General features: G+C 72.9%; 11 protein-coding genes. 4 read left to right on the top strand and 7 right to left on the bottom strand.

The genetic code is table 11. The annotated features are described in order from the left end of the window. Window positions 1–13: 13 nt before the first annotated feature. Window positions 14–2344, top strand: coding sequence for a SpoIIE family protein phosphatase (locus C3492_RS34690; protein WP_103816610.1), 2331 nt, complete (start codon window positions 14–16; stop codon window positions 2342–2344). Here the strand turns inward: C3492_RS34690 and C3492_RS34685 are convergent, their stop codons facing one another. From C3492_RS34685 to C3492_RS34675, 3 genes are all read right to left on the bottom strand, one after another. Beyond that, a complete protein-coding gene (locus C3492_RS34685; RefSeq protein WP_103816609.1) occupies window positions 2345–2779 on the bottom strand; it encodes a cupin domain-containing protein in 435 nt (144 codons plus the stop codon). A 143-nt stretch (window positions 2780–2922) separates the two neighbouring features. Next, window positions 2923–3534: a DNA polymerase ligase N-terminal domain-containing protein gene (locus tag C3492_RS34680; RefSeq protein ID WP_103816608.1), complete on the bottom strand. Its 612-nt coding sequence runs from the start codon at window positions 3532–3534 to the stop codon at window positions 2923–2925. A gap of 78 nt (window positions 3535–3612) precedes the next feature. Beyond that, on the bottom strand, window positions 3613–4476 hold the full coding sequence (locus C3492_RS34675) for an oxidoreductase (RefSeq protein WP_103816607.1): 864 nt from the start codon (window positions 4474–4476) through the stop codon (window positions 3613–3615). Between the two features lie 159 nt (window positions 4477–4635). Here C3492_RS34675 and C3492_RS34670 point away from each other — a divergent pair, with 159 nt between their 5' ends. Further along, window positions 4636–5514, top strand: a complete 879-nt coding sequence (locus tag C3492_RS34670) for a helix-turn-helix domain-containing protein (RefSeq protein ID WP_103816606.1) — start codon at window positions 4636–4638, stop codon at window positions 5512–5514. A 140-nt stretch (window positions 5515–5654) separates the two neighbouring features. Beyond that, window positions 5655–6719, top strand: coding sequence for a LacI family DNA-binding transcriptional regulator (locus tag C3492_RS34665; RefSeq protein ID WP_181140701.1), 1065 nt, complete (start codon window positions 5655–5657; stop codon window positions 6717–6719). On the opposite strand, the gene C3492_RS34660 is transcribed toward C3492_RS34665, so the two are convergent. Genes C3492_RS34660 through C3492_RS34645 form a run of 4 tightly spaced genes read right to left on the bottom strand, consistent with a single transcriptional unit; the run spans window position 6682 to window position 11307 of the window. After that, window positions 6682–8085, bottom strand: a complete 1404-nt coding sequence (locus tag C3492_RS34660; RefSeq protein WP_103816604.1) for a glycoside hydrolase family 32 protein — start codon at window positions 8083–8085, stop codon at window positions 6682–6684. The genes C3492_RS34665 and C3492_RS34660 overlap by 38 nt on opposite strands. Continuing rightward, a complete protein-coding gene (locus C3492_RS34655; protein WP_103816603.1) occupies window positions 8082–8936 on the bottom strand; it encodes a carbohydrate ABC transporter permease in 855 nt (284 codons plus the stop codon). Before C3492_RS34655 ends, C3492_RS34660 begins: the two co-directional genes overlap by 4 nt. Before the next feature lie 14 nt (window positions 8937–8950). Beyond that, window positions 8951–9901 (bottom strand): carbohydrate ABC transporter permease, encoded by a 951-nt coding sequence (locus C3492_RS34650; RefSeq protein WP_103816602.1) that lies wholly within the window; start codon window positions 9899–9901, stop codon window positions 8951–8953. Next, a complete protein-coding gene (locus C3492_RS34645; RefSeq protein ID WP_103816601.1) occupies window positions 9898–11307 on the bottom strand; it encodes an ABC transporter substrate-binding protein in 1410 nt (469 codons plus the stop codon). Before C3492_RS34645 ends, C3492_RS34650 begins: the two co-directional genes overlap by 4 nt. 155 nt (window positions 11308–11462) lie before the next feature. Between C3492_RS34645 and C3492_RS34640 the strand changes: the two genes are divergently transcribed. Continuing rightward, window positions 11463–13043 (top strand): GH32 C-terminal domain-containing protein, encoded by a 1581-nt coding sequence (locus C3492_RS34640; protein ID WP_103816600.1) that lies wholly within the window; start codon window positions 11463–11465, stop codon window positions 13041–13043.

The following is a 13043-nucleotide window of genomic DNA, read 5'->3' as shown; positions in this document are numbered from 1 at the left end:
CATCCTGGGGCATATGAAAGATGTCGCCGCCGTGGCGGTCATCGACGCGCACGGCACGGTGACCGGGTGGACCGAAGGAGCGCGGCTGCTCACCGGCCGCCCGGCCGAGGAGGTCGTGGGCCGGCCGGCCACGGACCTGCTGGCCGAGGACGTCCCCGGCGGCATCCTCACCACCCGCACCGGACCGGTCGCCCTGCGCCACCGCGACGGACACCGCCTCGTGCTGCCCGTCACCGTCTGCCCGCTCGCCGGCGCCACCGGTCAGCCCGCCGGCTACGTCGTCACGGCCCTGCCGCCCGGCACCACCCTGGCCGCCCAGGCCTTCGAGCAGGCGTCCATGTCCATGTCGGTCTTCGACCTCCGCCAGCGCTACCTGCGCGTCAACGCCACCGCCTGCCATGTGATGGGCGTCCCCGAGGAGGCGCTGCTCGGCCGGTTCTTCCCGGACACCGTCGAGGACACCGAGCCCAGTCGCGGCTTCCTGGCCCATCTGCGCGAGGTCGCCGAGACCGGCCGGCCGGTCCGCTACGAGAGCTACACCGGTGCCCCCGCCCTCAATCAGGAACACGCCTGGAGCATCGAGATGTGGCCGCTGCGCGACGCCGCCGGCGAACCGGCCGCGGTGGCGCTCGCCGCGCTCGACAGCAGCGAGCAGTACTGGGCCCGGCGCCGGCTCGCCCTGCTGAACGAGGCCGCGACCCGGGTCGGCACCACCCTCGACGTGATCGGCACCGCCGAGGAGATGATCGAGCTGCTGGTTCCGCAGTACGCGGACTTCGCCAGCGTCGACCTGCTCGACTGGGTGCTCGGCGCCGACGAACCGCCGACGCTGCCGGACGGCGGAGTCGTCCTGCGCCGCGTCGCCCACGGCTCCACCCGCCCCGGCAACCCCGCGGCGGCCCTGCACCTCGGCGAGACCGACGTCTACCAGCCGACCTCCCCGCCCGCCCGCGCGCTGCACGAGAGCCGCGCGGTGCTCAGCCAGGCCGGCGAGCCCGAGTTCGTCCAGTGGCTCGCGGAACGCAACACGCGCTCGCCGGGGGGCCGCCCCTTCCGGCAGGGCGCCCACTCCATGATCGCGGTGCCGCTCCGGGCCCGCGGCACCACCCTGGGCGTCGCGGTCTGCGTCCGCATGGGCCACCCCGACGACTACGGCTCCGACGACGCCGTGTTCGCGGAGGAACTCGCCAGCCGCGCCGCCGTCTGCATCGACAACGCCCGCCGCTTCACCCGCGAACGCTCCACCGCGCTCACCCTCCAGCACAGCCTGCTCCCGCGCGGCCTGCCCGGACAGGCCGCGGTCGACGTCGCCCACCGCTATCTGCCGAGCGGCTCCCTGGCCGGCATCGGCGGCGACTGGTTCGACGTCATCCCGCTCTCCGGCGGCCGGGTCGGCCTGGTCGTGGGCGACGTGGTCGGCCACGGCATCCAGTCGTCCGCCACCATGGGCCGGCTGCGCACGGCCGTCCGCACCCTCGCCGACGTCGACCTGCCGCCCGACGAACTCCTCACCCACCTCGACGACCTGGTCACCCACCTCGCCGCCGACGGCAGCGGGGAAGAGGTCGCCGAACTCGGCGCGACCTGCCTGTACGCGGTCTACGACCCGATCTCCCGCCGGCTCGCCCTGGCCGCCGCCGGCCACCCCGCCCCGGCCGTCGTCCTGCCGGGCGGCACCGCGGAGTTCCTCCCCGTCACCGCCGGGCCACCGCTCGGCGTCGGCGGACTGCCGTTCGAGGCGACGGAACGGGAACTGCCCGAGGGCTCGGTCGTCGCCCTCTACACCGACGGCCTGATCGAGGACCGCGACCGGGACCTGGACGGCGCCACCGAAGAACTGCGGCGCGCCCTCACCGCACCCGCCGCCTCCCTCGAAGCCCTCGCCGACGACGTCCTGAAGGCCGTCCTGCCCGACCAGCCCGGCGACGACGTGGCCCTGCTCCTCGTGCGCACCCGGGCCCTGGGCGCCGACCGGGTCGCCACCTGGGACGTGCCGCCCGACCCCGCCCAGGTCGCCGTCCTGCGGCAGGCGGCCACCGAGAAACTGACGGACTGGGGGCTGGCGGAGACCGCCTTCGTCACCGAACTCGTCGTAAGCGAACTCGTCACCAACGCCATCCGCTACGGCGAACCGCCCATCCAGCTCCGCCTGATCCGCGACAGCGCCCTCATCTGCGAGGTCTCCGACGCCAGTTCCACCTCCCCGCACCTGCGCCGGGCGCACGCCTACGACGAGGGCGGCCGGGGACTGCTGCTCGTCGCCCAGCTCACCCAGCGCTGGGGCAGCCGGCAGACCGGCGCCGGCAAGACCATCTGGGCCGAACAGCCACTGCCCGGCGACTGATCACTGGAACGCGCAGCCCGGGTTCGCCGCGTCCTGGGAGAACGGTGAGCCGTGCGGCAGCACGTACAGCACTTCGAGGACGAGCGGCGCGTCCCCCAGGTTGCGGCCGATGTGGACATGATCGCTCCCGGACGGCTCCCGGATCGTGGCGCCCGTCCGGTACACGCCGTCCGAGCCGCACGTGGCGTCGAAGTGGCTGAGGGTGCCCTGCTTCACGACGCCGTACAGCGGGCCGTCGTGGTAGTGCCAGCCGGTGCCCTGGCCGGGCGGGACCGTGATCTCCCGCAGGGTGTAGTCGGTGCCGCCGACGGTGGTCTGCGCCAGGATCCGGGCCGTCACACCGGGCCCGGCCGGTGTCGCCCCGGCGGGGCCGGGGAGCGCGAGGGCGGCGGCGGTCACCACGCCGACGACGGCGGAACGGAGTGCGGTGCGCATGCGGGGCCTCCAGGGGCGCGAGCGGACACCGCCCGAACATAGAGGCCGAGAGGGCGGGCCGGGGCCGGAACCCGGTGATCCGTATTCCGGCGCCCGCGCGCTGCCCCGGCGCCGTCACTCCGGACGGCGCCGCTCCGCCGATGTCACTCCTGGCCGGCAGCGGCGGCGACCTGGGCCAGGGTGCGCCCGCTGCGCACCGAGCGGGCCCGCCGGGGATCGGGGGTGCCGTTCCCGCCCGGCCGGGCCGGCCCCTTGCGCACCAGGAGCCAGGCATTCTCCCCGTCGGTGCCGCCGCGGAAGCGGGTGAGGGCGTACTCGCCGTGCAGCTTCGCGCCGTGCAGCCGGAAGGTGGCGTGCCCGCGCTCCAGGGACTCCGCGAAGTCCACCGGGCACCCCCGGCGGTCGTGGCTGAGCGGCTCGTACGTCCCGCGGTCCCACACGATCACGGTGCCGCCGCCGTACTCACCCTTCGGGATGACGCCCTCGAAGTCCTCGTACTCCAGCGGATGGTCCTCGGTCGGCACCGCCAGCCGCTTGTCCCCGGGGTCGGTGGACGGGCCCTTGGGCACGGACCAGGACTTGAGGACGTCGTCGACCTGGAGCCGGAAGTCGAAGTGCATCCGCCGGGCGTCGTGGATCTGCACCACGAACCGGGGCTCCTCACCCCGCGTCCGGTCCGCCTGCCCCGACGGCTCGCGGGTCCGCTCGAAGTCACGCTTGCCGCGGTACGCCCGCAGCCGGTCCTCCGCCGCCACTTCCGGCTCCTTCCCACGACGCCTGCGACCGCCGCCTGCGACCGCCGCACCCGCCCCGGGTACCCCGCCCCCGTCCGGTCAGCCCGCGATGCCGTTCAGCTCGGCCATCGCGTCGTCCGGCAGCACCAGGTCCGCCGCGGCGATGTTCTCCCGCAGGTGACCGGGGGAGGAGGTACCGGGGATCAGCGCGATGTTCGGCGAGCGGCGCAGCAGCCAGGCCAGCGCCACCTGCTGCGGCGACGCCTCCAGCCGGGCGGCCACCTTCGCCAGCGTGTCCGACTGGAGCGGGGTGAACCCGCCGAGCGGGAAGTACGGCACGAAGGCGATGTTCTCCGCCGCCGTGCGCTCCAGCAGCGCGTCGTCCTGCCGGTTCGCCAGGTTGTACAGGTTCTGCACGCTCACCACGGGCGCGATCGTCCGGGCCTCGTCCAGCTGCGCGGCGGACGCGGCGCTCAGCCCCAGGTGCCGGATCAGCCCGCGCTCGCGCAGCTCGGCCAGGGCGCCGAACTGGTCGGCGATCGGATCCTCGTTCGGGGTGTCCATGTCGCCGAGCCGCAGATTGACCACGTCCAGCGTGTCCACGCCGAGGTTGCGCAGGTTGTCGTACACCTGCGCCCTCAGGTCCTCGGGGTGCCGGGACATGATCCAGCTTCCGTCGGCACCCCGCCGGGCCCCGACCTTGGTGACGATGCGCAGATCGTCCGGGTAGGGGTGCAGGGCCTCCTTGATGATCTGGTTGACGACGACGGGCCCGTAGAAGTCGGCCGTGTCGATGTGGGTGATGCCCGCCTCCACCACCGCGCGGAGCACGGCCACCGCCCGGTCCCGGTCCCGCGGCGGACCGAAGACGTGCGGCCCGGCCAGCTGCATGGCGCCGTACCCGACGCGGGTCAGGGTCAGACCGTCGGCCGGGGTGACGGTGCCACCGAGCTGTGCAGTCATGTCGTACCTCTCAGGATGTTCCGGCCACCGGACGTTCCCGGTGGCCTCGCTCGCTTCGCCCTCCACCCTCCGCCCGATCCGCCCGGCACGGCAGTGCCCCCGCGATCCTGGGAGTGACAGGGACAGTCACCGCCGCCCGGCCGGCCGTACGGTGGGGGCGTGGACGGATCGAACGCGCTCGGTGAGTTTCTGCGCGCCCGCAGGGCGCTGGTGAGGCCTGAGGACGTGGGGCTGCCCGGTGGCGGCCTGCGCCGGGTGCCGGGGCTGCGCCGCGAGGAGGTCGCGATGCTGGCCGGCATCAGCTCCGACTACTACCTGCGGCTGGAGCAGGGCCGCGACCGCAACCCCTCCGTGCAGGTGCTGGAGGCCATCGCCCGGGTGCTGCGGCTGGACACGGACGCCACCGCCCACCTCGTCGGGCTCGCCCAGGAGCGGCCCGCGCCCGGCCTGCGCCCGGGGCGGCGGGCACAGCAGGTCCCGGCGAGCCTGCTCCAGCTCATCGACGGCTGGCCGCGCAACCCCGCCTACCTCCAGAACCGCTACACCGACTGCCTGGCCGCCAACGCCCTCGCCACCGCGCTCACCCCGAACTACGCGCCCGGCGTCAACCTGCTGCGGGCCGTGTTCCTCGACCCCGCCGAGCGCGCGCTGCGCCGGGACTGGACGGACCTCACCGCGGAAGGCGTGGCCGCCCTGCGATCCGAGGCCGGGACCGACCCGGACGACCCCCGGCTGCGCGACCTGGTCGGCGAGCTGTCCCTGCGCAGCGAACGCTTCCGCACCCTGTGGGCCCGCCACGAGGTCCGTCCCCGGCGCGGCCGGGTGAGCCACCTCAGCCATCCCCAGGTCGGCGACCTCGACCTGCACTCCAACAAGCTGTCCGTGGACGGCACCGACGGACTCACCCTGGTCGTCTTCCACGCCGAACCCGGCAGCCGCAGCGCCGAGCTGCTGGACATCCTCGGCAGCCTCACCGCCTCGGGGCGGGCGGGCGCACACGCCGGGGAACGGACACAAGAGCCGATCGAGGAGCCGTAGCCCAAGTAGTCGAGCGGGTACGGCGGACACCGTCCACGAGGAGACCTTCCCCCGACCGTCTCCCGCTGTTTCCGCCCCCAGCCTCACGGATAGGGTGAGCGGTGATCAACCGGGCGGGTGGGAAGAGGGCAGCGGACGGCATGGGCGGCGGCGCGGACAGCAACGGCGTGGGCGGCGGACGGCCCACCTCACGGGACGTCGCCCGGCTCGCCGGCGTCTCCCACACCGCCGTCTCCTTCGTCTTCAACGGCCGCGCCGAGGGCAACCTCTCACCCGCCACCCAGGAACGCATCCGGCAGGCCGCCGCCCGGCTCGGCTACCGGCCCGACCCCGTCGCCCGCGGCCTGCGCCGCCGCCGTACGGCCGTGATCGGCCTGGTCACCGACGAGATCGCCACCTCGCCGTTCGCCGGGCGGCTGCTGCGCGGGGCCATGGAGACCGCCTGGGACAGCGACCACCTCGTCCTCACCGTGGACTCCGGGAGCGACCCCGCGAAGGAGGACGCGGCCGTCGCCGAACTCCTCGACCGGCGCGTGGACGGCATCATCTACGCCGCGATGTCCCTGCGCCGGGTCCGGGTCCCCGAGGGCCTGCACCGCACCCACTCCGTGCTCGCCAACTGCCTGCCCGAGGACGACTCGCTGCCCGCCGTCATCCCCGCCGAACGGGCCGGCGGCCGGACCGCCGCACGCCTGCTGCTGGAGGCCGGGCACCGCCGGGTGGCCCTGGTCGGCGGGCAGGACGACATCGCCTCGGTGGAGCGGCTGCGCGGCTTCCGGGACGCGCTGCGCGCCGAGGGCGTCACCGTGCCGAAGGAGTGGGTGGTGCGCACCGGCGGCGAGATCACCGGCGGCTACGAGGGAGCCACCCGGCTGCTCGACGGCACCGCCCCGCAGCACCGGCCCACCGGGATCTTCTGCTACAACGACCGGGTCGCGGCAGGCGTGCTGCACGCCGCGACCCGGCTCGGCATCGCCGTACCCGGCGAGCTGTCGGTGGTCGGCTACGACGACCAGGAGCACATGGCCGCCTTCCTCACCCCGGCCCTCACCACCGTCGCGCTGCCGCACCGGGCGATGGGCGAGGCCGCGGCCCGGCTGCTGCTCGACGCCATCGACACCGGCCGCACCCCGCCCGCCACCGTGCGGCGGCTGGCCTGTCCCGTGGTCAGCCGCGCCTCGGTGGGACCTGCTCCCACGCGCTGACCTCGGCGTCCCCCTCGACCAGCAGCTCGGCGACATCAACCGGCCGGCGATAGACCCGCTCGGTCAGCGTCGCCCGGTCCGCCACGAAGACTTCCAGCAGCGAGCCGTCGGCCAGCAGACGCACGGAGAGGCCCGGCCCCGACGGCACGCCCACCGTCACCGGAGCCGATCCCCCGACGCCCTCGCGGGGCCACCCGGAGCGGTCCAGGACGACGGTGCCGGCGTCCGGGTCCAGCCGGAGCGTCAGCGCCCGGTCCGCCGACCGCAGCAGTGTGACGGTGGTGGCGCCGTACGCCGTCACCGTCAGGTCGTACGCTGCCGGCAGCGGCACCGCCCGGCCTGGCCCGGTCGCGAAGGGCCGGTCGGCGCGCAGGAGTTCCAGCTCCGGGGCCGGTACGACCCGCAGCGTGCCGTCGGGACCGGCGTCGACGACCCGCGGCGCGGTGAGCGTGCCCGCCCAGCCCGCCGCCAGCACCGCCGCCTCGTCCCGCGCCTCCCACGACCAGCCCCACATCAGGGCGCGGCCCGGCTCCTGGAGGACGGCGGGGGCGTAGAAGTCCCGGCCGTGGTCGAGCCGGCCGCCCGTGCGGGGCACGTAAGCCAACCCGCCTTGGCCCGTCACCGCCAGACGCCCCGTCAGATACCCGGTGGTCCGGGGGTTCCCGTCCCACAGGGACACCACCAGGACGTGATCCCCGCCGGACGTCTCGAAGAGCTGCGGGCACTCCCAGCCGACCGCCTTCTCGCCGAACGCGCCCGCCGCGACGGTGTCGTGGCCGTCCAGCAGGACACCCGCGAACCGCCAGTCGGTCAGCTCCTCGCAGTCGTACAGCAGCACCGACGGGGTGCCGTCGGCGTGGCCCGCTCCGACCAGGGCCCAGCGGCGGCCGGCGTGCCGGAAGACGAACGGGTCGCGGAACATCACCACGTCGAGTCCGGGGGGCGGACCCGGGACCACCGGGACGGGCAGCGGCCGCCAGGCCAGGAGCCGGTCGTCGGCCGGGTCGTTCGCGCGGGCCAGGCAGATGGTGCCGAGCCCGGTGTGGGCGTGGTCGACACCGGTGTACACCGCGGTGGGCACACCGCCGTCGTCCACCACGCACCCCGACCAGCAGCCGGCCTCGTCGGGACCGCCGGGGGTCGGGGTGAGGGCGATCGGATGGTGCTCCCAGCGGACCAGGTCGGGACTGGAGACATGGCCCCAGTGCACGTCGGCGTGGACCGGGGCGGCCGGATTGTGCTGGTAGAAGAGGTGGTGGCGGCCACGCCAGCGGAAGGGGCCGTTGGGGTCGTTGATCCAGTGGGCGGGCGGGCGGACCCGGAAGCGGGGGGCGTCCGGGTCCGGGGCGGGAGCGGCGGGGCTCAACGGTTGACTCCTGCGGAGGTGATGCCCTCGCGGAGAGGGCGCTGGCCGACGACGAACACGGCGACGGCGGGGATCATGGAGAGGACGACACCCGCGAGGACCACCGAGATGGAACCGGTGCCGAGGTTGCCCTGGAGGGACACCAGCCCCAGCGGAAGGGTGTAGTTCTGGCCGGAGGTCTCCAGGATCAGCGGGCGGAAGAACTCGTTCCAGTGGTAGTTGAAGGCGAGCACGCCGACGATGGCGAGGCCCGGCCGGGCCAGCGGGGCGTACACGGACCGGAAGATCCGCCAGGGCCCGGCGCCGTCCAGCATCGCCGCCTCGCCCAGGTCCTTCGGCATGCCGAGGAAGTACTGGCGCATCAGGAAGGTGCCGAACGCCGTCGGGAACGCCGGAACGATCAGACCGAGCAGGGTGTCGGTCAGGCCCATCGACTTGAGGACCAGGAACACCGGGACGATCGTGACCTGCAAGGGGACCATCATGGTCGCCAGGACCAGGCCGAACAACAGCTTCTTGAAACGAAAGTCCAGCCGGGCGAACGCGTAACCGGCGAGCCCCGCGGTGATCATCTGGCCGGCCGCGATCAACGCGGTCACGAGGGTCGAGTTCAGCGCGAGCAGCCACACGTCGATCTGCTCGAACACGCCGTGGTAGGCGGCCGTGCTGGGATGCGCCGGAATGATCTGCGGCGGCAGGTCGAACGACTCCGCCGGAGTGCGCAGCGAGGTGGACACGGTCCACACGACCGGTCCGAGGGTCAGCAGGGCGCACACCGTCAGCCCGGCGATCCGCGCCCACGGCCCGAGCGCGTACCGGGCACGGCTGAGGGTCAGGGTTGCTTGGCTCATGGGACTCACCCGGCTCACTGGTAGTGGACGAAACGCCGGCTGAGCCGGAACTGGAGGGCGGTGACCGCCATGATCAGCACGAACAGCAGCACGCCCACCGCGGACGCCTCACCGAACCGCAGCTGCTCGAAGGCCTTCTCGTAGATGACCATCACGACCGTGCGGGTGGAGTCGCCGGGCCCGCCATCGGTGAGGACGTACGGCTGCTCGAAGACCTGGAGCGCGTTGATGATGCCGACCACCGAGGCCACGAGCAGGGTGGGGGAGAGCAGCGGCAGCGTGATGGCGAGGTGCTTGCGCGGGCCGGTCGCGCCGTCGAGCGCGGCGGCCTCGTGGATCTCCTTGGGGATGTTGTTCAGTCCGCCGACGAACAGCAGGAAGGAGAACCCGAACTGCTGCCACACGTACACGATGACCACCGTGGCCATCGCGCCGTGCTCGGAGGTCAGCCACGGCACGGGCGCGATCCCGAACAGGCCGATCAGCCAGTTGACCACTCCGAAGTCCTGGTTGAACAGGTACTTCATCACGACCGAGATGGACGCGGCGGACAGCACGAGCGGGAAGAAGAACGCCGAGCGGAACACCGAGCGCAGCCACGTCGGCATGCGGCCGTTCAGCGTCAGCGCGAGCGCAAGCGCGATCAGGAGCTGCGCGGCGACCGCGAAGACCATGAAGACGAGGGTGTTGCGGAAGGACACCAGAACGGTCGCATCGCCGAACACCTCCCGGTAGTTGGCCGTACCGGCGAAACGGGGCGCATCGATCACGTTCCAGTGGAAGAGGCTCAGCACGACCGAACCGACGATCGGCACGACCGTGAAGATCACGATCCCGACCACGGTCGGCGCCAGGAACACCGCCGCCAGCAGCCGCGTCCCCCGCTCACGCGCTCCCGGGCGCACGGCCCGCACGGCAGGGCTCGCGGCCCGCGGCCGCACGGAGGAGATCCGGGTGTCCGTCATACGTCACGCTCCATGGCCTTCTCCAGGTCGCCCTGCATCCGGCGCAGCGCCGGCCCGACCGAACCCGGGCTCGACAGCGCCGTCCCGGTGTGCTTCAGCAGCACCTGGGTCACCTCGGCGACCTGCGGCGGGGCCGGTATGGGCCCGGTGTCGGGGAACCGGTCGAGGGTGTCGTAGAAGACCCGCCAGTGCGCCGGGCCGGTCTCCCGGTAGCGTTCCGCGGTCAGCATCGAACGGCGGGCCGGGGTCGTCTGGTTGGTGGTGAACAGCTTGCTCAGGGTGTCGAGGCGGGCCGAGTACTTGATGAACTCCCAGGCCGCGTCCTGTTTCTTCGAGGTGCGCAGCAGCGCGTAGCCGGCCGCGCCGAACTGGTGGCGCTGGGTGTGCCGGCGCGGGAAGTACTGCACGTCGAAGCCGTCGGCACGCATCCCGGCCAGATGCAGACCGCCCGCCCAGAAGCCGCCCGCCGGTGTGACCCCGACCCGGCCGGTGGAGAACACGCCGATGAGGTTCTGGCCGTTGCCGCCCTCGGGCCGGGTGCACAGTCCGTCGTGGACCAGGGAGGCCAGATAGTCGTACGCCTCCACCACCCGGTCGTCCGTCGCCTGCGGGGTCGTCCAGCGGAAGCCGCCCCCGCGGCCCCGCCGCCGGTCGGCCGGGTAGAAGGCGTCCCACAGCCAGGAGCCGCCCGGCGCCTTGGACTCGGCGAGCAGGTTGGTGCCGTTCGCGAACAGCCAGGGGACCACCCCGCCCCACAGCCGGTTGGTCCAGAAGTACGGAGTGAAGTGGGAGTCGCTCGCCTTCTTCATCCGGCGCAGCAGCGCGGTGAAGTCGTCCCGCGTCCAGTCGCCGGCCGGGAACTCCGCGCCGGCGCGCCGCAGCACCTGGGTGTTGAGGTACATGTCGGCGGCGTTGAACTCGATCGGGAGCTGGTACAGGCTGCCCTCGTACATCATCGACTCCACCAGCGAGGGGTGGACGTCGGCGAAGTACTCCCGCAGTTCGGCCGCGTCCCGCCGCACCCAGCGGTCCAGTGGCACGCCCAGGTGGCGGGCGAACAACTGCACGCCCTCGGTGGCCACGTAGACCAGGTCGGGGGCGGTGCCCGCCGCGATCTGCGTGAGGATCTTGGCGAAGAAGTCCGACCAGTCCACGGCCTGCACCGCGTTGATCCGGACCTTGATGTCGGGGTGCAGCCGGCGGAAGCCGTCGACGAGGGCGCGGACCCCGGCCGGGGCGAACGCGGAGCCCAGGGTGGCGACGACCAGGGAGCCGTCGTCGCGGCCCGGGATGTCGGCTCCGGTGAGCCGGTCCCAGCTCGCGGCGGTGCCGGCGAGCGCGGCGGCTCCCGCGCCGTAGGCGCCGTACCGCAGCAGAGCGCGGCGTGAGTAGAGCGAGTCGGTCATCCAAGCGTGCCTAACTCGTGTTAGTCGAGTGGTGATGCCCACGATGATGAAAAGCGCGTCACATCGGTGTCAAGGCTCGGGAACACTTGACCTTTAACGAGTTAGGTCTACAGTCCCCTTCAGCCGATGACCCGTCAGGAAGGGGACACCGAACGATGCGTGGTCTGAGCAGAAGGGCCCTGTTCGCCTCCACGGCCGCGGGAGCCGGAGCGGCGCTGTTGCCCGCGGCGCCCGCCGGGGCGAAGCCGCGGTCCGGGCCGGCGGCCGGATGCGCGCGGTACCGCGCCGACTACCACTTCACCGTGCCCGACCAGTGGAAGAACGACCCGCAGCGCCCGGTCTGGATCGACGGCGAGTACCACTGCTACTACCTCTACAACGCCGACTACCTGGACGGCCGCGAGGGCACCGCGTGGCGGCTGGCCACCAGCACCGACCTCGTCTCCTTCACCGACCGGGGCATCGCCGTCCCCAAGGACACGACCGTCAACGGCGACGTGTGGTCGGGCTCGGCGGTGGTCGACACCGCCGGCACGGCAGGCTTCGGCGCGGGCGCGGTCGTCGCCGTCGTCACCATGTCACCCGGCGGCGGCACCGACCACCAGGAGCAGTTCCTGTACTACTCGACGGACGGCGGCCGTACGTTCACGAACCACGGCACGGAGCCCGTTCTCGCCAACCCGGGCGTCCCCGACTTCCGCGACCCCAAGGTGATACGCGACGACGACCACGACCGCTGGGTGATGGCCCTCGCCGAACGGAACAAGGTCGGCTTCTACCACTCGGCGGACCTCAGGTCCTGGACGTACGCGGGCGGTTTCGTCAAGGACGGCCTCGGTGTCCTCGAATGCCCCGACCTGTTCCGCATCACCGCCGACGACGGCGCCGTGAAGTGGGTGCTGGGCGTGAGCGCGGACGGGACCGGCTCCGGGCAGCCGAACACCTACGCCTACTGGACGGGTTCGTTCGACGGCGCGGGCTTCACCGCCGACTTCGCCGACCCGCAGTGGCTCGACCACGGCTGGGACTGGTACGCGGCCGTCACCTTCGAGAAGCGGAAGCCGGACGGCACGGTGGACCCGGCCACCCGTCACGCCCTCGGCTGGCTGAACAACTGGGCCTACGCGCACACCACCCCCACCATCGACGGCGACGGCTTCAACGGCACCGACTCGATCGTCCGCGAGATCACCCTGAAGAGGTCCGCCTACGGCGGCTACCACCTCGCCTCCCGCCCGGTCCCCGCGCTCGACGCGTACGTCTCCCGGACCGTGCGCCTCGGCGACCTGACGGTCGACGGCACCCGCACCCTCGACCACACCGGCATCTCCTACGAGCTGACCACCGAGATCACCTGGTCCGAACTCACCGGCGCGGGCGTCCAGGTGCGCCGCTCCCCGGACGGTGTACGGCACATCGACACAGGCGTGTACGGCGACTACGCCTTCCTCAACCGGCGCGGCACCGTCAACCCGGACACCGGCGGCACCCGGCAGGAGAGCCGCACCCCGTTCGACCGGTCCGCGGGCCGGGTGCGGCTGCGGATCCTCGTGGACCGCACGTCCGTCGAGATGTTCGTGGACGACGGCCGGTACGTGCACTCCGCCGAGGTGTTCCCCTATCTGGTCGACGACCGCCTGGCGCTGTTCAGCGTCGGCGGCACGGCCGTGTTCCGGAACACGGTGATACGGGAGTTCGCCGTGCCGGGGCAGAGGGTGTCACGATCTCCCCGGTAG

It is taken from the genome of Streptomyces sp. Ru62, from assembly GCF_002920615.1.
Lineage (GTDB): Bacteria > Actinomycetota > Actinomycetes > Streptomycetales > Streptomycetaceae > Streptomyces.
This window is presented reverse-complemented; position numbering and strand designations above follow the sequence as displayed.

Coding starts and splice junctions, on each gene's coding strand:
- C3492_RS34690 (WP_103816610.1), top strand. CDS start 14: ATGAAAGATGTCGCCGCCGTGGCGGTCATCGACGCGCACGGCACGGTG.
- C3492_RS34685 (WP_103816609.1), bottom strand. CDS start 2,779: ATGCGCACCGCACTCCGTTCCGCCGTCGTCGGCGTGGTGACCGCCGCC.
- C3492_RS34675 (WP_103816607.1), bottom strand. CDS start 4,476: ATGACTGCACAGCTCGGTGGCACCGTCACCCCGGCCGACGGTCTGACC.
- C3492_RS34665 (WP_181140701.1), top strand. CDS start 5,655: ATGGGCGGCGGCGCGGACAGCAACGGCGTGGGCGGCGGACGGCCCACC.
- C3492_RS34655 (WP_103816603.1), bottom strand. CDS start 8,936: ATGAGCCAAGCAACCCTGACCCTCAGCCGTGCCCGGTACGCGCTCGGG.
- C3492_RS34650 (WP_103816602.1), bottom strand. CDS start 9,901: ATGACGGACACCCGGATCTCCTCCGTGCGGCCGCGGGCCGCGAGCCCT.
- C3492_RS34645 (WP_103816601.1), bottom strand. CDS start 11,307: ATGACCGACTCGCTCTACTCACGCCGCGCTCTGCTGCGGTACGGCGCC.
- C3492_RS34640 (WP_103816600.1), top strand. CDS start 11,463: ATGCGTGGTCTGAGCAGAAGGGCCCTGTTCGCCTCCACGGCCGCGGGA.